This window comes from Candidatus Rhodoluna planktonica (assembly GCF_001854225.1).
GTDB lineage: Bacteria > Actinomycetota > Actinomycetes > Actinomycetales > Microbacteriaceae > Rhodoluna > Rhodoluna planktonica.
In genome coordinates this window covers 173,243-193,380 of sequence record NZ_CP015208.1, presented here as the reverse complement: position 1 = coordinate 193,380, position 20,138 = coordinate 173,243, and the positions used below count along the sequence as shown (strand labels likewise).

The following is a 20,138-nucleotide window of genomic DNA, read 5'->3' as shown; positions in this document are numbered from 1 at the left end:
CCATAAACTTTGAGCATGATTTTGGTAATAGGCGAAGCACTTATCGACTTGATTGAAAATCGCTACCAGCCCGGCGCATTCAATGCAATCGTCGGTGGGGCAAACGCTAATGTGGCTCTTGCCTTGGCTCGCCGTGGCACCAAACATCAATTTCTAGGTCGCCTATCGACCGATAGATTCGGCAAAATCATCCGCGAGCGCCTGCAATCAAATGCGGTGCAGCTTGGATACTCGGTTAGCACCAACGAACCAAGCACTCTGGTTGTGGTCAGCATCGATTCAAATGGAATACCTCAATATTCCTTTTACGTGAACGGCACCGCCGATTGGGGCTGGACCAAAGACGAACTGCCTAGCGATGTGGAACTCACTAATTTGGGTGCAACCTGCATCCAATTTGGCTGTCTCGCTATGGCTATAGAACCCGGCAATCTGGTCATCGAAAAATGGGCTCGCGAGCACTACCTGCAAAATTCAGTCACTATTTCGCACGACATCAACATGCGGCCAGCTCTAGGCTTTGACCGCGAACACGAGCGTGAACGAGTCGAGCGCCTAAACCGAATCAGTCACATTATTAAGGCAAGCGATGAAGACATCGAGTGGCTTTACGACCTTGATCACGAGGATGCTGACACTCCGACCCAGATAGAAGCGATTGTGCAGGAGTGGATTGGCGCAAGCGGCCGGCACGTTTTTGTAACGAGGGGTAGCGAGGGTGTTTCGATTTATCGCCCGGGCGGTAGCCGACTAGATGTTCCCTCGCGCAAGATAAATGTGGTCGATACAGTTGGTGCCGGCGATACCTTCTGTGCGAATCTGCTCGGTCAGCTCTCCGACGACGATGCCCTTGGTGCTAATCCATTTGATCGATTGGCTAACATCAACGATGCGCAGTTGGCTGATTATGTTCGAATTGCCGGTGTCGCCGCTTCAATAACCTGTGAGCGTGCCGGCTGCGAGCCACCTACCGCAGCCGACTTACAACAGGTACTCAACGCAGACAACTAAGGCCTATTTCTGAAAGGCTGTCGCATACCAGTGCGACAATTGCCGCAATGAAAAAACTTGACGAGCTTTGGTCTTTCAACACCCGCGATCTAATGCGAGCAGCCAGTTGCGACCACTGCACCCGGTTGGCAATCGCTCGCGAGCTAGACCTGCCCGGGGTTCGCCAACTAATTTCCCAGTTTGATAAACCGGTTCAGGGTCTTCCGGTTATTTACGGCGAGCGCTTTGAAGCGGCAATCGAACAAGAACTGCTAGAAAATCTTGGCCCCAACGCGGTTCAAAAACCCCAAAGTGCCGACCCCGAAGCAACTATCGCGCTAATGCGAGCCAAGGTGCCTATCATTTACCAGGGCTCGCTAAAACATCGAACCGGCAACCTAGAATTTTCCGGCCGACCCGACTTTCTTGTTCGCGGCGACTACATCCTCGAATTTATTGAAGGCAAACTAACCGCTCGACCAAAAGTTTTTGGCCAAGATACCCATCAGGTTTTCGACACCGAAAGCTACACCGCATTCGATGCAAAACTGGCCGGCACAGCCAAACCTCACTACCTGCTTCAGGTTGCCCTTTACGCCGATGCCCTCGAAAACGTTGGGCTCAAAGCCAACCAGCAGCACGGTCTAATTTTGGGCTCGAGGCAATTAGCCTTTTTTGACGAAGCCGAAATTGTTCCAGCCATGCGACAGGCTAGACAATTTTTGATAAATCAAACCAGCAACCCAATCAGCGACTTCGAGCTCTCACCAGAAAACCTCTACTGCTTAAGCACCGACATCTGCTCGGTCTGCGAATACCCAGATCTTTGCGCCGATTCACGGCTAAAGGTCGATCACCTCAGCCAGGTTGCCGGCATCAACCGCAGCCAAATCGAAAAACTCAGGGTGCACGGCATCACAACATTGGCTCAGCTTGCTGCCGCAAACCAATCCCCAGAAAACCTCAACGGTGAAACTTTCGGCAAAATTCAAAAACAAGCAGCCTTACAGCACAGTTTCAAGACCACCGGCCAACACAGTTTTGAGATTCTGCCTGATCCCGAACTGCAGGTGTTACCGCCCAGCAATCAATTTGATGTGTTTTTTGATATCGAGGGTTTTCCGTTTTACGAAGAGCGCGGCGGCCTCGAGTATCTCTGGGGTGCAACCCTGCGCGATGGCAGTTTTCATCCTTGGTGGGCCCACGACCGCGACCAAGAAAAACTTGCTTTTGAAGGCTTCGTGACCTGGGCCTACCAGCTAATGCAAAAACACCCCGAGGCCCACATCTACCACTATGCGCAATACGAGATAACCGCGCTAAATCGAATGGTGCAGCGCCACGGCTCCATGTCAGCAGAGGTTAGTTGGCTGCTTGAAGAGGGCCGGTTCATCGATCTCTACAAAGTGGTTCGAGGTTCGATTCAAATCAGCCAACCAAGTTATTCAATAAAAAAACTCGAGGTGTTTTACGAACTTGGTCGCGAGGGCGACGTCACCGATGCAATGGGCAGCGTTGAGTCCTACGAAAACTATCGCCAACTAATGCAAAGCAACGAATTCGATAAAGCTCAGATTGAATTGGCAAGCATTGGCGACTACAACCGAGCCGACTGCATATCTACCCAAAAACTTTACGATTGGCTTGCTGGCATGCCTGCCGCCGCAACTCTCTATGAACATCACCGTGCGGTGGTCGATAGAAAAAAACGCGAGCGCGCTGACCAAACCGAGGAAGAGCGCGCCGGAACTAAGTCTGAAATAGAACTCGCGCAGCTGCAACAGACCACCGACAAAATTGCTCAAGCTCTCGCAAACTGGCCCTGGGGCAAAGACCACGAAGCCGACTATCGGGCCAAAATTTGGCTGGCTCTGGTGCACTCGGTTCTCTTCTATAAGCGAGAAGAAGTTGTCTTTTGGCGCGATCTGCTTATCAAACGCGATGCCCCGCTCGAGGCTCTAGAACGAGATCGCACTGCGTTAGTGGTGCTGGGCTGCGAATTACTAGACACCGACCCGGTTAGGTCAACAGCAACCTACAAATATCAGCTTGAGCCCAATCAGGTTTGTTTTTTGAAACCCGGTGACAAACTTTTTATCCGCTTCGACTACGGCGCCAACCAACAAGACACCGATCGCGGCGAAGTTATTTCAATCGAAAATGGCCAGGTTCTTTTCAAACGTAACTTGGGGGCCGACGGCACCCAATATGAACCATTAGCGCTCATCGAAAATACCCTGGTGATGGCGGGCAGTAAGCAAGAAACAATTCGCGATTATGCGCTGTTTTTGGCGAACGAATGGGGTGACCCAACTCTTGAACCACCTATGGGTTTTGCCGCACTCGATCTTCTAATGCGACGTCCACCACGATTGACCCAAGGCAATCTAGCACCAGTTATCGAAGAAGAATATTTGCCCGCCATAATCGACAGCGTCGAACGACTCGATAATTCTGTACTGGCAATTCAAGGCCCACCGGGCACCGGTAAAACATATTTGGGTTCGCACACAATCGCTCATCTTGTGGCACAGGGTAAAAAAGTTGCGGTTGTTGCAAACTCTCATTCGGCTATCGAAAACATGCTGCACGGCTGTATCCGGGCCGGTGTCGACCCAGCAAAAATCGCTAAGCAAAACAAAAAGGGCGAAAAATCAGCAAAACCCTGGGTAACGCCAAGCAGCTACGCGGTACAAGAAAACTTCATCAACCGACAAACCGGTGGCTTTGTCATCGGTGGCACATCCTGGACTCTTTCAAATCCCAAAGTTAGTTCGGTCAACTTCGATTACCTATTCATCGATGAGGCAGCGCAATTCTCTCTGGTCGACGCCATAGCCGTTTCTGCAGCAACCAAAAACCTGATTCTCTTGGGCGATCCCATGCAGCTAACTCAGGTTGTTCAGGCAGTTCATCCAGGTGGTGTCGATAACTCGGCTCTCGGGCACTACATGGGCGAAAGTGAAATTATCGACGATACTTTTGGCTATTTCATCGAAGTAACTCGGCGAATGCACCCCAAGGTAAACCAACCGGTTTCTTGGCTTGCCTATCAACAGCGGTTGCACTCACACCCTTCGGCCAGCAATCAGTCACTGCCGCAATTGGCACCTGCGTTTCAAGCAATTGCCTGCGAGCATTCGGGCAACAGCACTTACGCCTTCGAAGAGATCGAGGTTGTTTTGCAACTGGTAAGGCAGCATGCCCGCCTCACCGAGCAATCCGAGATTTTGGTGGTAGCGCCATACAACGCCCAAGTTGACCTGATTCGAAAGGCCCTATCGGCAGCCAACTTCAGCGATGTTCAGGTTGGCACCGTCGATAAATTTCAGGGACGAGAAGGCATGGTGGTCATTATCAGTTTGGCTACCTCTTCGGCTGCCGACGCACCTCGCGGTCTCGAATTTTTGCTCGACAAAAACCGGCTAAATGTGGCGCTGTCGAGGGCACGCACCAACAGCTATCTTGTGTTTAGCCCCGGTTTGGCACGTTCAAAATTTTCCAGTGTGGCCGAGGTTAAGTGCGTTAGTCGCTTGGTTGGGTTACTCGACTTCGCCGACTTTTTCCCACATTTTAGCCATTACCCACCACTGGCCGTCTAAGAAGACCAAGTTAAGATAATCCTGCATCACGCCACCAAACATCTCCAGCTGAGGTTTGACCAAAGCCAAAGTCGGAGAGATTTGATCGAACATCAAAACTTGATCGTTTCTTCGATTGCCAAGTTCAGCCGGCGACTTTCGATTGGCAACAGCCTCACGATAGATGGCGTATGGCCGAATACTTAATTCACCACCCTGAGCTGAATAGAGCACGCAGTCTTTGTGAAACACCTTGTCAAAAAGTTGCATGTCTTGAAAGTGCAGCACTTCAAAGTAGTCGGCAATTAGCTTTTTGATTTCTGGATCAGCTTGTTCAAAATTCATGCTTGAACACTATTGGGTTTTTGGCAAAACCTTAAGCGTCTGCAGAGTCGGGTCGGCCACAAACGCAATGCGAACACCCATGTCACGGGCTTCAAAAAGCGCCGAAAGTGCTGCCTCCGTGATTAGTTCGCCCGGAGAAAGTACCGGGACTCCCGGTGGATACGGGCAAATCATCTCGGCGGAAACTCGGCCAACCGCTTCGGCTGCTGGCACCACTTCATAGCCGGAGAAAAATGCTGCGCGCGGAGTAACCACAACTTCTGGCTCAATTGAAAATGCCGGCAAAATCTCGATTGGGCGAGGTACACCACGGTGCTCGTTGACCGATGCGATTATGCGTTTCACCAAATCGTGGATGCGATCTGGGGTATCGGCGAAGGTGATCATCGGAATGATGATGTCGCGGTTTGCCATCTCGACGTCGATGTTTGCGGCCAGTAAATCAGCCTCTACTGCGTTACCGTCGGCACCGCAGGAGCTAAGCAAAATAACCAGTTTTAGCGGGTCGATGTACTCGCCATCAATCACATCAATGCCGGCCGCACGAAGTGTGGCACGTCCCTGTTCGGTAGCTTCAATAACTGGGCCAATTAGCTCTTCACCGTGACGCTGCAAAAGAGCCCGAGCAGCATCGATAGAAGCCAAAATTCGACCCGACATCGAAGTGGTTTGAGTTGAGTCAAACATTTTGTTGAATCGAGCTAAATCAACGTATTCGCCACGAACCAAGACGAAAGATGCCTGCGAGTATGAAGGCAATGTTTTGTGCGCCGAAGTGACAACGATATCTGCGCCTTCAGCAAGCGGGTGATTTGGCAGCTCCGGATGAAATCCGTAGTGCGCCGCCCAGGCTGCATCAACGACCAGTGGAATCCCAAATTCGTGGGTCACCGCAGCCAGTCTTGGAATGTTGGACATTGTGCCGACATATGAAGGCTCGCCGATTAGTACGGCTTTGGCATCGGGGTGCTCTTCAAGAGTTTGTCGCAGACGACTCGAAGGCAAATATTCTGGAAGCCCGGTTGCCGGATTAATTTCAGGTCTAATCCAAACCGGAACAACCCCGGCGTAAACCATGCCAACCAAAACAGACTTGTGCAAAGTTCGCGAGACGATGACTTTATCGCCTGGGCTGGCGACCGCCATTACCGCTGCGTGATTAGAACCAGACGAGCCATTTACCCCGAAACGACAGAGGTCGGCACCCCATAGGGATGCGGCCAAGCTCTCGGCTTCAAGAATTAGCGAAGGTGAGATTCGATGCGGGTGATTGCCAGGTAGCACTGGGATGTCGCCATCTACGATTGCACCGGTGAGATCGGTGCGACCCTTGTGGCCAGGAATCTGGAATGGTGACCGGTCGGTCTCCATATCTCGAATCCAGGCATCGAGTAGTGGGGCATCTGATCGAAGCCCCATCGGGTCTTTAGTGTCAAGTAGTGTGGCTGCGCCAAATGCGTGCTGAGGCAATATCCCGCCCTTCTTTAGGTCTCGGTCGTTCGCCGAGCTCAAACTGCCTAACCACCATCGGGATGGTCAGGATAAAAAGTTTAGAGAAGACAAAGGGACCGGGTGTATGAAACCCGATCCCTCGTCTTTAAGGTTTGGTGAATTCTTAGAATTCGACCTTGGTCACGTTGGTGTCTAGTGGGATACCGGGACCGAAGGTGGTAGCGATTGCCGCTTTCATGATGTAGCGACCCTTCGAGCTTGAAGGCTTCAAGCGAAGAACCTCGTCAAGAGCTGCAGCTAGGTTTTCGCCAAGCTGTTCTTTAGTGAACGAAACCTTACCGATGATGAAGTGCAGGTTAGCCTGCTTGTCAACGCGGAATTCGATTTTTCCACCCTTGATGTCGGTAACTGCCTTGGCAGTGTCAGGGGTAACGGTTCCGGTCTTAGGGTTTGGCATTAGGTTACGAGGACCTAGAACCTTACCAAGACGACCGACCTTACCCATAAGTTCAGGGGTTGCTACGGCTGCATCGAAGTCGGTGTAACCAGCGGCTACCTTTTCGATTAGCTCGTCGCCACCGACCTCGTCAGCGCCTGCTGCAACTGCAGCGTCAGCTGCGGCACCAGTTGCAAAAACGATAACGCGGGCGGTTTTACCGGTTCCGTGAGGAAGGTTTACGGTGCCACGAATCATCTGGTCGGCCTTACGTGGGTCGACACCAAGCTTCATAGCAACCTCAACGGTTGAGTTGAACTTCTTCGAGCCAGTCTCACGAACTAGAGTTACTGCCTCGGCTGGGGTGTATAGCTTGCCCTCGGTGATGAGAGCTGCTGCGGCTTCATAAGCCTTTGAGCGCTTTGCCATTTGTTATTCCTTTTCTGGTCACATACGCGGTCAACGTGCCGCGCCCGGCACTCCCGCGTTAGGGGTTTTAGTTTATTTATGCGTCGACGGTTACGCCCATTGAGCGCGCAGTACCAGCAATGATCTTGGCTGCTGCGTCAACGTCGTTGGCGTTAAGGTCTGACATCTTTTCTTCAGCAATCTTGTAGAGAGCTTCTTTAGAAAGGTGTGCAACCTTTGCGGTGTGAGGAGTTGCTGAACCCTTTTGCACGTTCGCAGCCTTCTTGATCAGCTCTGCAGCTGGAGGAGTCTTTAGAACGAAGGTGAAAGAGCGGTCCTCATACACGGTGATTTCAACCGGGATGATGCTTCCGCGCTTGTCTGCAGTTGCGTTGTTGTACGCGGTGCAGAACTCCATGATGTTTACACCGTGCTGACCAAGAGCTGGACCAATAGGAGGTGCTGGGTTAGCAGCGCCGGCCTGGATCTGAAGCTTGATCATTCCGGTGATCTTTTTCTTCGGTGCCATTTTGTATTCCTTTGATTTGTGTTTGGAACTCTATGAAATTCTTAGACCAGTGAGCCAACCTGCTCGAAGCCGAGCTCTACTGGAGTCTCGCGCTCGAACAATGAAACTAGAACGGTTAGCTTGCCGCTCTCTGGTTTGATCTCGCTGATGGTTCCAGGCAAACCTGCGAACGAACCATCCTTGATCATGATGCTTTCGCCAATCTTGTAATCGATGTTGACTGGAACATTTTTTGCCTTGCCCTTGACAGCAACACCCTTGATTGCTGCTTTGACTTCGGCTTCTTCTGGAAGCACGAACAAAGGCTTCAACATGTTGAAAGCCTCGTCTGGGCGAAGAGGGGTTGGGTTCTGCGAGTTACCAACGAAGCCGGTGACTGCTGGGGTGTGCCGAACCAGCGACCATGACTCTTCAGTCATGTCCATGCGAACCAAGACATAACCGGGGATGCGAACCTTGGTGACAAGTTTGCGTTGGCCATTCTTGATTTCAATCGTGTCTTCCATCGGTACTTCTACCTGGAAAATCTGGTCGCCACCCTCAAGCGAAAGCTTGCGGTTTTCGATGTTCTGCTTGACACGCTTTTCGTAACCGGCGTAAGAGTGAACAACAAACCACTTGCCTGGTTGACGACGAAGTTCAGCCTTAAATTCGGCGTATGGGTCAACAGGTGATCCCTCTTCGATTTGATCGGCAACTGCGGCAGCCGCTTCGGATGCCTCGACGATGGCCTCTTCGAGTTCGAGGTCTTGTTCGAGTTCGGCAGCTGCGTCTTGAGCCAGGTCGGCAAAGTCGGCGTCGGCCTCTGCGATAACAGCATCGGCAGCAGCATCTTGAACCTCGGCTAACGCCTCTAGTTCGTCGCGCTCTGAATCAGTCACTTAATTTCCTATCGTCAAAACTTGGCTGCTGGCCAGATTTAGTTAGTTGGGGTAAACACCCAGACAACGCCGGTGTAGAAAACCCAATCGAGTGCGCTGATGATTGCCATCACCACTGCAACGAAAGCTAGAACAACTGCGGTGTAGTTGCGCAACTCAGCGAAGGTCGGCTTGGTGACCTTGTTTAGTTCAAGCACAACCTGCTTGAAGAAAAGGGCGGTGCGACCGAAGATGTTGCGCTTGGCGGCCTTGTCGGCTTTAGCCTGCTCAACTAGATCTTCAGAAGCTTGCTCTAGCTCTTCTGCCATCAGTTCGTTCCTTTGTTTTTGTTTGCAGGGCGGACAGGACTCGAACCTGCAACCTGCGGTTTTGGAGACCGCTGCTCTACCAATTGAGCCACCGCCCTTTACGGGGGTTGTTTGCATCTGAAACCCAGTGCCCGACAGACACACTTCTAGATTGAAATCTAAGAGTGATTGTTTTGCCAGATTAGGCTTCGGAAGTTGTCAAACTACCTCTTAGAAGTTTAGCCTCGACTGCCAGATATTGCAAAGGGAGTTTTGTCAATCGAGCCCCAGTATGCCCTCACTAGCGGGTAACCTTGATGCCGTGACTGACTTTCCAAGAATCTCAAAACGCATTGGTTCAATTGCCGAGTCGGCAACCTTGAAGGTTGACGCTAAGGCAAAATCACTTCAGGCTGCAGGTAGGCCGGTTATTTCTTACGCGGCCGGCGAACCAGATTTCGCCACCCCAGCCCACATCGTTGAGGCTGCCGTTGCCGCTGTGCGCGACCCTAAAAACCACCGCTACACCCCTGCGATCGGTTTGCCAGATTTGCGTGAGGCCATCGCCCAGAAAACCAAACAAGATTCTGGAACCGAAATTTCTGCAGCCCAGGTTGTAGTCACTAACGGCGGCAAGCAAGCTGTCTACCAGGCATTTGCCACGCTGCTTGATCCAGGTGACGAAGTGCTTATGCCAACTCCGTTCTGGACAACCTACCCTGAGGCAATTCGACTAGCCGGTGGTGTTCCGGTCGAGGTTTTTGCCGGCGCCGAACAGAACTACCTAGTGACGGTTGAACAACTTGAAGCAGCTCGCACAACAAAGTCGAAAATTTTGCTTTTCGTTTCGCCATCAAACCCAACCGGTTCTGTTTACACCCGTGAACAAACCGAAGCAATTGGTCGCTGGGCTTACGAAAATGGCATGTGGGTGATCACCGACGAGATTTACCAGAACCTGGTTTACGACGGCGGACGCGCGGTTTCAATCACCGAAGCGGTACCAGAACTCATCGACCGAACCATCATGGTCAACGGTGTTGCCAAAAGCTACGCCATGACCGGTTGGCGTTTAGGCTGGATGGCCGGCCCACTTGACGCAATGAAAGCCGCAGGTAACCTGCAGTCGCATCTTTCATCCAACGTCTCGAACATCTCGCAGCGTGCAGCGATTGCGGCTCTAACCGGGCCGCAGGATGAAGTGCTGGCGATGCGCAATGCCTTCGAGCGTCGTCGCGGACTGGCGGTTGCCGAACTCAACAAAATCGAAAATTGGGTTGCACCGATGCCACAGGGCGCGTTCTACGTTTACTCAGACGTTCGCGGCCTGTTGGGCAAAGAGTGGGGCGGAAAAATGATCAAGACCTCGCTCGAACTTTGCGACTACATTCTCGATGCTGCCGAAGTTGCTCTTGTGCCTGGTGAAGCCTTCGGCCCATCCGGTTACGTTCGCCTCAGCTATGCCCTTGGCGATGCGCCGCTGGTTGAAGGTATCCAGCGTCTGCAAAAACTTTTTGGCTAAACCCAAATCGGGTTTGATTCGAGGTTTTCTAGAACCCAATTAGGTTGGGCTCAGGCACCAGAGTGATACCGAATTTGTTGGCTACGCGTTCCTGAATAAATCGCGCCAGTTCAACAATTTCTGCGGCTGATGCTCCCCCGCGATTGGTCAATGCCAAAGCATGCTTGTTTGAAACCGCGGCTTTCGAGCCGGCCAAAGAAAAGCCCTTACCGATACCGGCGTTTTCAATCAACCAGGCTGCGGAAAGCTTTACGGTCAGCCCGTCATCATCTTCGTTTTCCCAGCGAGGTGCCTCGCTTGGCAACGTGCGGGCAAAGCGATCGGAAACAATCGGATTAGTGAAAAAAGAACCGCAGCTAACGCTGTCTGGGTCTGCGGCGTCAAGCACCATTCCCTTTTGAGCTCGAAGTTTCAAAACTGAATTGCGCACCTCGGCTAGTTCGACTTGGTCACCCATGCCAACACCCAAGTCGGCAGCAATTTGGGTTGAGTAAAGCGGGCGGCTTAGACCATCAAGGTCTTGCAGTTCGAGCTCGACCCAGGTGATCACACCGGGACGTCCGCGTTTGATGGCTGAATCGCGGTAGCCGAAAGCCAAGTCTTTGGCGTCGAGCACCGCAACCTCATGGGTTGCAAAATCGAGAAACTCGACTCGAACCAAAACGTCGCTCAACTCTTGACCGTAGGCGCCAATGTTCTGAACCGGACCGGCGCCAACCGTTCCCGGAATGCCGGCCATGGCCTCAATTCCGGCTAGTCGTTGCTCAACCGTGTGAGCTACAAAGTCATCCCAGTTTTCACCAGCCTGAACCCTAACCAAAACCTTGCCGTTTTTTGGGGGCTGAACTTCAATTCCTCTGGTGGCCACTTTGATGACTCGCAGTTGCGAAACATCATCGGCGACAACCATGTTTGTGCCGCCGCCGAGCAACAGCCAATCATCGCCACTGCGCCAAACCTCAAGAGCATGTTCGATTAGATCGTCGCGGGTAACTGCCTCAAAAATCTCAGCAGGCGCGCCACCGACGCGCATCGAGGTTAATTCACTTAGAGCCTTGGTCATTTAGAGCTGCACCCGAGCCTGTGCTTTGCCCAGCACTGCGGTCTCGTTGAAAACTGCTGCCAGGTCTATTCGAACCTGATTTTTTTCGACATCAATTTCACCGATTTTGCCAGTGACCTTCAGCACCGCACCATCGACGGGATCGACCACAACAGGCTTGGTAAAACGCACCTGATAGTCGACGATTTTGCCGCTGTCGCCAACCCAATTCACGGCAACCTGGATGGCGACACCCATGGTTAGCATTCCGTGAGCTAAAACGCCGGGTAGCCCGACCGAAACAGCAACATCGTCGCGGTAATGAATCGGGTTGAAATCGCCGGATGCTCCCGCGTATCGAACCAGTGAATCACGGGTGAGTAAAAATTCAGTGGTGCCAATTTCGTCGCCGATTTGCAGACCAGCCAAGTTGATGTGGGTCATTACTCGTCGCCCCTGACTACCAAAGTCGAAATTGCTGTGCAGACCAATTGATTGTCGACGTCATAAATTTTTGTTTCGAAGGTGACCATGGAGTGCGCTCCGAGTGATTTCACGCTGGCGACTTCGAGCTGGCTGGTGAGTTCATCGCCGGCCACAATTGGGCGCTCGTGAATAAATCGTTGATCGCCGTGTACCACTCGACTGAAGTCAATCGCTGCTTCTGGGTCAGCCAGCACTGTAGCCAAGCTTCGTTCCTGTATAACCACCGCGAAAGTTGGGGCAGCCACAACGTCATCGTAGCCCGCTGCCTGGGCGGCAAAAACATCGAAATTGTTGGCATTGGTTGATTTCACCGCATGGGCGAACTCACGGACTTTTTCTCGACCGACCAGGTACGGATCGGTTGGTGGGTATTTTTTACCCTGCACATTTGGATTTACCACACTGATAGTTTGCTGCATTAAACGAACTTGCCGCGTTAAATCAAAAAAGACCCGCACCGGGTCTTTAGATATGGGTTTTCGCCAAAGAAGATGAGAGTTTTCGCCAAGCGATTGGTAGCTAGGGCGGGACTCGAACCCGCGACCCCACGATTATGAGTCGTGTGCTCTAACCACCTGAGCTACCCAGCCGAGTCATCACACGTGTAACCGGTGACTCAGAGCCCCGAGCGAGGATTGAACTCGCGACCCCTTCCTTACCATGGAAGTGCTCTACCACTGAGCTATCAGGGCGTGACCTTTGGCTTTAACGCCTTAGGCACCGTAAGACTTTAGCACCAACTATTTAGCCAAAGCAACCTGAGCAACGGTCGCTGCCCTTAAGATTGTGTTTCATGTTGAACCACGAGTTTCTCACCGTCAATAATCCATCCGCCGAATGGTGGCGTAAAGCCGTCATCTACCAGGTTTATCCGCGCAGTTTTGCTGACGCCGACGGCGACGGTATCGGTGACCTAAAAGGAATCACCGAGAAACTCGGCTCACTTTCTGATTTGGGCATCGACGCTATTTGGTTTAGCCCGTTCTTCAAATCGCCCCAGAAGGATGCCGGCTATGACATCAGCGACTATCGACTAATCGACCCGATTTTTGGCACTAATGAGGACTTTGACGTGCTTCTGGCCAAGGCCAAAACTTTGGGCATTCGCATCATTGTCGACATTGTGCCAAATCACACTTCAGACCAGCATGCCTGGTTTCAAGCAGCTTTAGCATCAGCACCGGGGTCAGCCGAACGCGACTACTACCACTTCAGAGATGGCAAGGGCGAAAACGGCGAATTGCCACCAAACAACTGGCAGTCAATTTTTGGCGGCCCTGCCTGGAGTCGCATTACCGAAGCCAACGGTGAGCTCGGCCAGTGGTACCTGCACCTTTTTGACTCAAGCCAGCCCGATCTGAATTGGGAAAACCCAAAAATCGCCGATGAGTTCGACGACATACTGCGCTTCTGGCTCGATAAAGGAGTCGACGGATTCCGCGTCGATGTGGCTCACGGAATGGTGAAGCGTGCCGGACTCCCAGATGCAACCATCTATGACGAAAACCTTCGCGAGCGGCCAATCTCAAACCTCACTATGGCCGAGGCCGAGGAGGCAGTTCCGTACTGGGGTCAGCCTGGAGTGCACGATGCGATCCGTCGTTTTAGACGCATCATCGACGAGTACGACGACCGAGCAATGTGTGCCGAGGCATCAATGAGCCCGCTGCCAAGATTGGCGATGTGGGTGCGGCCCGACGAGTATCACCAGTCGTTCAACTTCGATTACATGCACAGCAAATACGAGGCTGCTGCCATCAAAAAAATTGTCACCGACTCAATTGTTGAATACGGCAAAGTTGGCGCCTCAAGCACCTGGGTACTGTCTAACCACGATGGCATTCGCCACGCCACCCGCCTAGGCATAGCACCCGAAAACACGCCGCGCCCGGGAGACGGCATTCACCCCTCTGACCCGGCGCCAGATGAGGCATTGGGGCTTCGTCGTGCGCGGGCCGCTACCGCTTTCATGCTGGGCCTCCCCGGCTCGTCTTACCTGTATCAGGGCGAAGAGCTTGGCTTGCCTGAAGCCTGGCAACTTGAAGGAAAATACCGCCAAGATCCGACTTATGCACGCACCAACGGTGACCGAATCGGCCGTGACGGCTGCCGAGTTCCATTACCTTGGGTGGCCGACGCAACCGAATCGAACGGTTTCAACAGCACTGGAAAATCCTGGTTACCTCAGCCGGCAAACTACCGAGTTTTTGCTCGCAACCTGCAAGAAGGTGTTGTTGGTTCAACCCTCGAGCTTTACAAGCGACTGCTTAAAGTGCGCAAGCAATTTGACCTTGGTGCCGGAGCCTTTAGCTGGGTTGACGACTACGACAGTGAAACCTCGCTTTCCTACATCAACAATGGGGTTCTGGTGATCACCAACTTCAGCGGAGGTCCGATTGCGATGCCGGCAGGCGAACTTTTGGTCACAACTCAGCACGACCTAACCGTTGAAGGCATACTCGAACACGACCAAACTGTCTGGCTGAAACTGTCCTAGGCTGAACCCTCCGAATGGCGACGCAGCCGGTTGAGGCAACTTTTCCCGATGCTAAACATCGGGCTTCGACGTCAACACAGTGGTGGCGATCGGCGGTCATTTACCAGGTTTACCCGCGCAGTTTTGCCGATTCAAACGGTGACGGCATTGGTGATTTACCCGGCATAACCTCGCGCCTAGAGGCTTTGGCTTATCTGGGCATCGACGCTATCTGGCTTTCGCCATTCATGCGCTCGCCGCAAAAAGATGCCGGCTACGATGTCAGCGATTACCAAGATGTTGACCCACTATTTGGATCCCTTGATGATTTCGATGCCATGGTGGCTCGCGCCCACGAGCTCGGCCTGCGGGTTTTAGTTGACCTGGTGCCCAACCACACCTCTGACCAGCACGCCTGGTTTAAGTTGGCTCTTGAGTCGGCCCCGGGTTCGCCGCAGCGGCAGTTTTATCACTTCAAAGATGGTCGTGGCCCAAACGGTGAGTTACCTCCGAACAACTGGCTGTCGATGTTCGGTGGCCCAGCTTGGACCAGAATTACCAACCCGGATGGCACAGCCGGGCAGTGGTACTGCCACCTTTTCGATTCGAGCCAACCCGATCTCAACTGGGAAAATCCCGAAGTTCGCCAGGCATTTGAAGAAATCCTTCGGTTCTGGCTCAACCGCGGCGTGGATGGTTTCAGAGTGGATCAGCCCCATGCCATGGGAAAAGCCGCGGGCCTACCCGATCACCCAGATATTGAGCGCGCCGGTGCCGGCTTCATTGAAGGTGAGCCGAGTCCGCCTATGTGGTTCCAAGAATCGGTGCACGAAATTTTTAGAGGCTGGCGAAAAATCCTCGACAGTTACCCTGGCGAGCGGGCTATGTGTGGCGAAGCCTATGTTTTGCCGCTTGAATTTATGGCACTTTGGGTTCGACCCGACGAATTTCATCAGACCTTCAACTTTCGCTATCTCGACTGCGACTGGCAGCCTGCCATGTTGCGGCAAACCATCAATGAGTCTTTCGCCGCCTTCGATTCTGTTGGGGCACCCAGCACCTGGGTGCTGTCAAACCACGATGTTGTGCGTCATGCCTCACGACTAGGGGGCGATTACGGTCGACCCACCGCTTCAAACGGCATCGGGCCAGATGACCCACAGCCCGATAACGAACTAGGACTGCGTCGAGCTCGCGGTGCCACATTATTCACGCTGGCACTACCCGGCTCCATGTATTTGTATCAGGGCGAAGAGCTTGGGTTGCCCGAGCACACCAGCCTTGAACCTCAGTATCGTCAAGACCCAACTTTTTTCAGAACAAAGGGAATTCGAGTGGGACGGGATGGCGCTCGAGTCCCGCTGCCTTGGCAAGCAGGCACGAGCGCAACCAATGGTTTCAATGACACCGGCGCGGGATGGCTTCCGCAGCCCGATGTGTATCGTCAGTACTCCCGCGACTTACAGCAGGGAGTTACCGGTTCGACACTTGAGCTGTATCGAACGGCTATTGCCCTGCGAAACCAACTGGGTCTCGGTCACGGCAGTTTTGAATGGGCCGAAGAATTCGTCGGTGAAACATCCTTGGGTTTTATCAACAACGGCATTTTGGTAGTTCACAACTTTGGCAGCGAGCCAATCGCGCTGCCATCAAAAAAAGTGCTTGCCGCCAGCTTCACTGAAACTGACGGCAAGCTTGAACCGAACGATACGGTCTGGCTTAGGCTTTGATGCCCTTGGCTGGCGACCAGAATTTCTTGCCAGCGATGAAGGCCAAAGCGGGCACAATTACGGTTCTCACCAACAGGGTGTCTAGCAGTACACCAATGCAAACAATCACACCGATTTGAGCTAGAGCCACGAGCGGAAGCACACCTAGAACGGCAAACACTGCAGCCAGCAAAATACCGGCCGAGGTGATTACACCACCGGTGGCTCCCAAAGCTCGAATCATTCCTTCGCGAGTACCAAATTTTTCAGCCTCTTCCTTTGCCCTGGTGACCAGGAAGATGTTGTAGTCGACACCCAAGGCAACCAGGAACAGGAAGCTGTAGAGGAACACGCTAAGGTCAAGACCTGGGAAGCCGAACACATTGACGAATAGGAACCAACCGGCACCCATGCTGGCAAAGAATGACGCCACCACGGTGAGCAAAAGCAGAACTGGAGCAACGATTGCTCGTAGCAACACAATCAGAACTGCGAACACCAAAATCAGAATTAGCGGGATAACCAACCCTTGATCGTGCGCGTAAGCTTCCTTGACTTCAAGGGCTTGGGCATCAAGACCACCAACAACCGCATCAGCGCCATCCACTGCCCTGACCTCGGTGCGAAGCTCGCGAATCATGGCAAAGACTTCTTCCGATTGGCTTTCAGCATCAAAAACCACATCTACTCGAGCGATCTCGTCATTGCTGACAGCAACCTCGGCTGAGTCGACACCCTCGACCTTCAGCGCTGCGGCTACAACCGCATCAGCTTTGTCTTTGTTGACGATCACGTTGGTCGGTGAGGTAGCGCCAGCCGCAAAAGCATCAGCTAGCACATTCTGGCCAACAACAGCCTCTGGTGTTTTCAAGAATGACTCGGTTGAAGATAGACCAATCTTGATACCTGATGCACCCGACGCGAGCGCACCAAGAGCCAAAACACCAATGATGGCGATGGCAACCGGCTGCTTGCTAACTGCGCGACCGAGCTTGGCCCAAAGACCATTCTCGCCCTTGTTGACTCCGCCAAACTTAGGAACGAATGGCCAGAACAACCCGCGACCAAAAATGACGATTGCTGCGGGCAGCACACCCAAAGCGGCAATCATCGCAATAACAACACCGGTAGCACAGACCAAACCAAGTGAACGGTTTCCGGCTAGGTCAGCGAAACTTAGGGTTAGCAATGCCAGGGTAACTGTGGAGCCGGACGCAATGATTGCAGGTCCGGCGCCGCGCAATGCCTTTGCCATCGCTTCGTGACGATCTTCAGTGGTGAAGAGCTCCTCACGGTAGCGAGCGATTAGCAACAGGGCATAGTTGGTGCCAGCACCAAAAACCAGGACAGACAAAATTCCGGTCACCGATGCATCTGGAGTAATGCCAAACAGGTTTGCCACCTGTCGCGCCAACTGGCCAGCCATTCCGTCAGCGGTTCCGACAACTAGAAGCGGTACCAACCAAAGCCATGGGCTTCGGTAAGTGATCAGTAAAAGCACTGCAACAACGACAACCGTTGAAAGTAGAAGGGTGAAATCTGCCCCGGCAAATACTCCGGAAAGGTCAGCGCTAAATCCTTCGGGGCCGGTGACGTAAACGTTCAGACCCGACGGCATACCCTCTTTGGCTAGTTCACGGATTGACTCGACTCGGTCAACAATCACTTCAGTTTCGTCAGATTTATCCATTGGGACGGTAATAACTGCGGTGGACTCGTCATTTGACAGGGTTGCTGGTGGCACGAAGGCCTGGCCTTGAACCTCAAGGTTCGAGAATTCTAGGAATTTCTCGTTTGCCCCACCGACAACCATTTGCTTCATCGGGTCGAAAGCACCCTGAACCCAGGTTTTCTGCTCATCGGTCATCTTGCCGCTCTCAGCCGCGTAGACAATTACCGTCGCGGTTGAGTCAGAGCCCGGCAGCTCTTCGGCCAACTTGGCCGCGATTACCGACTCGGCAGTGTCAGGCAAACCAGCCGTAGGGTTTGTCTCTGTGGTGGCAGCGCGCAACGGGCCAAAAGCCAGCATTGCGAAAACCAAGGCAATCAGCATGGTTACCGGTGCAGTCTTTTTACCGGTGATGAATTTAATTAGACCGTTCACAAACTCCCCTAGATGAAATCAGAAATCAAATCTTGAATTTCCAGTGCCTCTGACTCTATTGAAAATAGTTTGAAAAGCAAAATTCTTTATAACTAAAATAAATCAGGATGAAGAAAATTCCCGCGCAGTCAGATTTCGCTTTCGAGGCCAAACCGGCCACGAGGCTTTTGCGCGAGGTCATTGAGCACAGCGCAGATTACTCGCGCATAGTTGGCGAACATCTCGATGTGAATCGCACCGACTTTGAGGCGATGCAACAACTAATCGAAAATGGCCCGATGACAGCCGGTGAATTGGCGAAAGCGGTCGGCGTAAGCCCGGGCTCGGCAACCGTGATGATCGATCGGTTGGTTGCTGTTGGCCACGTCACCAGAAAACCAAACCCTAATGACCGGCGTGGGGTAATAGTCGTACCAAACCCAAAATCTGTCTCTGAAGCTTGGAAACACATCAGCCCGCTGATTGTGGCAAGCGAAGCCGAGCTCGCCCAGATGTCGAAAAAAGAGCAGGCGGCTGTCGAACGATATTTGGAGCGAATGCTGGCTGTCTATCAGAACAATTCGCAGCCAACACCCTAAAAACTTAGGTGCAGAAAATTTTCGCCTTATTCAACGGACCGGGTGGAGGCGTGGGCCGCTCTAATGGCCCGCTTTCCTGCCGGTAGCAGAACTGCGACAACCGCAATGATCACCGTGACAGCTCCGGTGACGATAAGCAAAATCTCAACCGAAACCACATCCGCTAACGGACCGAGGACAGCCATACCGAGTGGCATAGCAACCGACATCACAATCCCAACAAAACCGAAAACACGGCCGTGTCGCTCTGGTTCGACGGTCTCTTGCAGCAGCGTCATCGCCGAAGTCGAGAACGCCGGCACGGCTAGCCCGATAAAGAAAAACAGAGTGTAGAAGAAAATCAGGTTGGTGGTCAGACCCATGACAATCGCCATAAAGCCGAAGGCAATCGATGTGGCAATAATCGTGTTTAGCCGGTCAAGTTTTGAAGCTAACACGGCCATTGCAGCGCCACCCAAGACCATACCTAGGCCGAAGGAAAGTTCTAAGACTGTCAGCATCCAGACTTCAGAGCCGAAGTTTCGAACCAGCATCAACGGTGAAAGATTCGACGGGGCAACAACCAATAGGAAAACAATTCCGAAAATTGCCATCACCCAACGCACCAAATCGTGGCTGAAAATGTAGCTGATGCCCTCTTTCAAATCTGCGAAGTATTTGGGCTTCTCGGCACTCTTTACTCGCTCGAGAGTCGGCACCGTGACCGTCATCAGCAACGCCAAACCGATGATCGCAGTGAAAACATCGATGAAAAGCACGCCAACCAGGGACATGGACGCGTAGACGCCGGCCGCTGCAACGGGCGCCAGCAGAGTAAGTGAAGACTGCACGCTGCTGTTGATTCCATTTACACGCATGAGCTGCTCGGTAGGTACGATCTGTGGCAAGAGTGCCGAGATTGCCGGCATTTGAAACCCGGCACCGACCGAGCGGACGGCCATCACCAAAAAGATCAACCAAAGATCGTCGACCCCAGACATCATCAAAAGGGCCAACCCCAAAGTGGACAGGGCGATTGCAGAGTCGGCGACAATAATCATCAACTTGCGGTTGACCCGGTCAGCCCAGACTCCGGCAAAGATTGAGACCAAAGCCTGCGGCAAGAATCCAAAAATTGCCGCCAAGGCGAGAACTGAGCCCGACTTAGTCTCGAGCGTGAGGTGCCAAAAGATTGCGTATTGCACCAGCATTGAACCGAACATCGAGATGGTCTGACCACTAAGAAAAACCGCAACCGACTTCTTCCAGCTGGTACTTGATTGGTTAGAGTTCACGCAATTACCTCAATGGTCTCAGTAGTAAAAAACCCACT

17 protein-coding genes and 3 tRNA genes are annotated in these 20,138 nt (G+C 52.7%); 6 read left to right on the top strand and 14 right to left on the bottom strand.

The features are described from left to right. Window positions 1-15 precede the first annotated feature (15 nt). Both A4Z71_RS00975 and A4Z71_RS00970 read left to right on the top strand, forming a co-directional pair. Entirely contained in the window at window positions 16-1,011 is a 996-nt protein-coding gene (locus tag A4Z71_RS00975; RefSeq protein WP_070954128.1) for a carbohydrate kinase family protein, read from the top strand. 47 nt (window positions 1,012-1,058) lie between these two features. After that, window positions 1,059-4,592: a TM0106 family RecB-like putative nuclease gene (locus tag A4Z71_RS00970; RefSeq protein WP_070954127.1), complete on the top strand. Its 3,534-nt coding sequence runs from the start codon at window positions 1,059-1,061 to the stop codon at window positions 4,590-4,592. On the opposite strand, the gene A4Z71_RS00965 is transcribed toward A4Z71_RS00970, so the two are convergent. The 7 genes from A4Z71_RS00965 to A4Z71_RS00935 all read right to left on the bottom strand — a co-directional run bounded on the left by A4Z71_RS00965 (window position 4,533) and on the right by A4Z71_RS00935 (window position 9,028). Beyond that, complete coding sequence (locus tag A4Z71_RS00965) at window positions 4,533-4,916, bottom strand: nuclear transport factor 2 family protein (protein ID WP_070954126.1); 384 nt, start codon at window positions 4,914-4,916, stop codon at window positions 4,533-4,535. The two genes, A4Z71_RS00970 and A4Z71_RS00965, sit on opposite strands and share 60 nt — an antisense overlap. Window positions 4,917-4,925: 9 nt before the next feature. Next, on the bottom strand, window positions 4,926-6,386 hold the full coding sequence (locus A4Z71_RS00960) for an aminotransferase class I/II-fold pyridoxal phosphate-dependent enzyme (protein ID WP_202816209.1): 1,461 nt from the start codon (window positions 6,384-6,386) through the stop codon (window positions 4,926-4,928). A gap of 145 nt (window positions 6,387-6,531) precedes the next feature. Continuing rightward, entirely contained in the window at window positions 6,532-7,233 is a 702-nt protein-coding gene (gene rplA / locus A4Z71_RS00955) for a 50S ribosomal protein L1 (RefSeq protein WP_070954124.1), read from the bottom strand. A 76-nt stretch (window positions 7,234-7,309) separates the two neighbouring features. After that, window positions 7,310-7,741, bottom strand: a complete 432-nt coding sequence (rplK, locus tag A4Z71_RS00950) for a 50S ribosomal protein L11 (protein ID WP_070954123.1) — start codon at window positions 7,739-7,741, stop codon at window positions 7,310-7,312. A gap of 41 nt (window positions 7,742-7,782) precedes the next feature. Further along, window positions 7,783-8,622 (bottom strand): transcription termination/antitermination protein NusG, encoded by an 840-nt coding sequence (gene nusG / locus A4Z71_RS00945; protein ID WP_070954122.1) that lies wholly within the window; start codon window positions 8,620-8,622, stop codon window positions 7,783-7,785. Between the two features lie 38 nt (window positions 8,623-8,660). After that, window positions 8,661-8,930 carry a preprotein translocase subunit SecE gene (gene secE / locus A4Z71_RS00940; protein ID WP_070954121.1) on the bottom strand — a complete coding sequence of 90 codons (270 nt, stop codon included), beginning with the start codon at window positions 8,928-8,930 and terminating at the stop codon, window positions 8,661-8,663. Between the two features lie 25 nt (window positions 8,931-8,955). Further along, window positions 8,956-9,028: transfer RNA gene (locus A4Z71_RS00935), tRNA-Trp, on the bottom strand. Window positions 9,029-9,201: 173 nt separating this feature from the next. Between A4Z71_RS00935 and A4Z71_RS00930 the strand changes: the two genes are divergently transcribed. Then, window positions 9,202-10,431 carry a pyridoxal phosphate-dependent aminotransferase gene (locus A4Z71_RS00930; RefSeq protein WP_070954120.1) on the top strand — a complete coding sequence of 410 codons (1,230 nt, stop codon included), beginning with the start codon at window positions 9,202-9,204 and terminating at the stop codon, window positions 10,429-10,431. A gap of 28 nt (window positions 10,432-10,459) precedes the next feature. On the opposite strand, the gene A4Z71_RS00925 is transcribed toward A4Z71_RS00930, so the two are convergent. The 5 genes from A4Z71_RS00925 to A4Z71_RS00905 all read right to left on the bottom strand — a co-directional run bounded on the left by A4Z71_RS00925 (window position 10,460) and on the right by A4Z71_RS00905 (window position 12,651). Continuing rightward, window positions 10,460-11,494, bottom strand: a complete 1,035-nt coding sequence (locus tag A4Z71_RS00925) for a UDP-N-acetylmuramate dehydrogenase (RefSeq protein ID WP_070954119.1) — start codon at window positions 11,492-11,494, stop codon at window positions 10,460-10,462. Beyond that, entirely contained in the window at window positions 11,495-11,917 is a 423-nt protein-coding gene (locus A4Z71_RS00920) for a MaoC family dehydratase (RefSeq protein WP_070954118.1), read from the bottom strand. Further along, window positions 11,917-12,360 (bottom strand): FAS1-like dehydratase domain-containing protein, encoded by a 444-nt coding sequence (locus tag A4Z71_RS00915; protein WP_236858543.1) that lies wholly within the window; start codon window positions 12,358-12,360, stop codon window positions 11,917-11,919. The genes A4Z71_RS00920 and A4Z71_RS00915 overlap by 1 nt, the downstream gene beginning before the upstream one ends. Before the next feature lie 112 nt (window positions 12,361-12,472). Continuing rightward, window positions 12,473-12,549: transfer RNA gene (locus A4Z71_RS00910), tRNA-Met, on the bottom strand. A gap of 30 nt (window positions 12,550-12,579) precedes the next feature. Then, window positions 12,580-12,651: transfer RNA gene (locus A4Z71_RS00905), tRNA-Thr, on the bottom strand. Window positions 12,652-12,752: 101 nt separating this feature from the next. Here A4Z71_RS00905 and A4Z71_RS00900 point away from each other — a divergent pair. Both A4Z71_RS00900 and A4Z71_RS00895 read left to right on the top strand, forming a co-directional pair. Next, window positions 12,753-14,456, top strand: coding sequence for a glycoside hydrolase family 13 protein (locus tag A4Z71_RS00900; RefSeq protein WP_070954117.1), 1,704 nt, complete (start codon window positions 12,753-12,755; stop codon window positions 14,454-14,456). A gap of 14 nt (window positions 14,457-14,470) precedes the next feature. Then, complete coding sequence (locus A4Z71_RS00895; RefSeq protein ID WP_070954116.1) at window positions 14,471-16,165, top strand: glycoside hydrolase family 13 protein; 1,695 nt, start codon at window positions 14,471-14,473, stop codon at window positions 16,163-16,165. On the opposite strand, the gene A4Z71_RS00890 is transcribed toward A4Z71_RS00895, so the two are convergent. Continuing rightward, window positions 16,155-18,248, bottom strand: a complete 2,094-nt coding sequence (locus A4Z71_RS00890) for an MMPL family transporter (RefSeq protein WP_070954115.1) — start codon at window positions 18,246-18,248, stop codon at window positions 16,155-16,157. The two genes, A4Z71_RS00895 and A4Z71_RS00890, sit on opposite strands and share 11 nt — an antisense overlap. A gap of 107 nt (window positions 18,249-18,355) precedes the next feature. Between A4Z71_RS00890 and A4Z71_RS00885 the strand changes: the two genes are divergently transcribed. Beyond that, window positions 18,356-18,826: a MarR family winged helix-turn-helix transcriptional regulator gene (locus A4Z71_RS00885; protein WP_084028363.1), complete on the top strand. Its 471-nt coding sequence runs from the start codon at window positions 18,356-18,358 to the stop codon at window positions 18,824-18,826. Between the two features lie 26 nt (window positions 18,827-18,852). Here the strand turns inward: A4Z71_RS00885 and A4Z71_RS00880 are convergent, their stop codons facing one another. Further along, a complete protein-coding gene (locus A4Z71_RS00880) occupies window positions 18,853-20,100 on the bottom strand; it encodes an MFS transporter (protein ID WP_070954114.1) in 1,248 nt (415 codons plus the stop codon). Window positions 20,101-20,138 lie beyond the last annotated feature (38 nt).

What these genes read in the sequence shown, in the direction of transcription:
- A4Z71_RS00975 (WP_070954128.1), top strand. Translation starts at nt 16, where the DNA reads ATGATTTTGGTAATAGGCGAAGCACTTATCGACTTGATTGAAAATCGC.
- A4Z71_RS00970 (WP_070954127.1), top strand. Translation starts at nt 1,059, where the DNA reads ATGAAAAAACTTGACGAGCTTTGGTCTTTCAACACCCGCGATCTAATG.
- A4Z71_RS00965 (WP_070954126.1), bottom strand. Translation starts at nt 4,916, where the DNA reads ATGAATTTTGAACAAGCTGATCCAGAAATCAAAAAGCTAATTGCCGAC.
- rplA (WP_070954124.1), bottom strand. Translation starts at nt 7,233, where the DNA reads ATGGCAAAGCGCTCAAAGGCTTATGAAGCCGCAGCAGCTCTCATCACC.
- rplK (WP_070954123.1), bottom strand. Translation starts at nt 7,741, where the DNA reads ATGGCACCGAAGAAAAAGATCACCGGAATGATCAAGCTTCAGATCCAG.
- secE (WP_070954121.1), bottom strand. Translation starts at nt 8,930, where the DNA reads ATGGCAGAAGAGCTAGAGCAAGCTTCTGAAGATCTAGTTGAGCAGGCT.
- A4Z71_RS00930 (WP_070954120.1), top strand. Translation starts at nt 9,202, where the DNA reads ATGCCCTCACTAGCGGGTAACCTTGATGCCGTGACTGACTTTCCAAGA.
- A4Z71_RS00925 (WP_070954119.1), bottom strand. Translation starts at nt 11,494, where the DNA reads ATGACCAAGGCTCTAAGTGAATTAACCTCGATGCGCGTCGGTGGCGCG.
- A4Z71_RS00920 (WP_070954118.1), bottom strand. Translation starts at nt 11,917, where the DNA reads ATGACCCACATCAACTTGGCTGGTCTGCAAATCGGCGACGAAATTGGC.
- A4Z71_RS00900 (WP_070954117.1), top strand. Translation starts at nt 12,753, where the DNA reads ATGTTGAACCACGAGTTTCTCACCGTCAATAATCCATCCGCCGAATGG.
- A4Z71_RS00895 (WP_070954116.1), top strand. Translation starts at nt 14,471, where the DNA reads ATGGCGACGCAGCCGGTTGAGGCAACTTTTCCCGATGCTAAACATCGG.
- A4Z71_RS00885 (WP_084028363.1), top strand. Translation starts at nt 18,356, where the DNA reads ATGAAGAAAATTCCCGCGCAGTCAGATTTCGCTTTCGAGGCCAAACCG.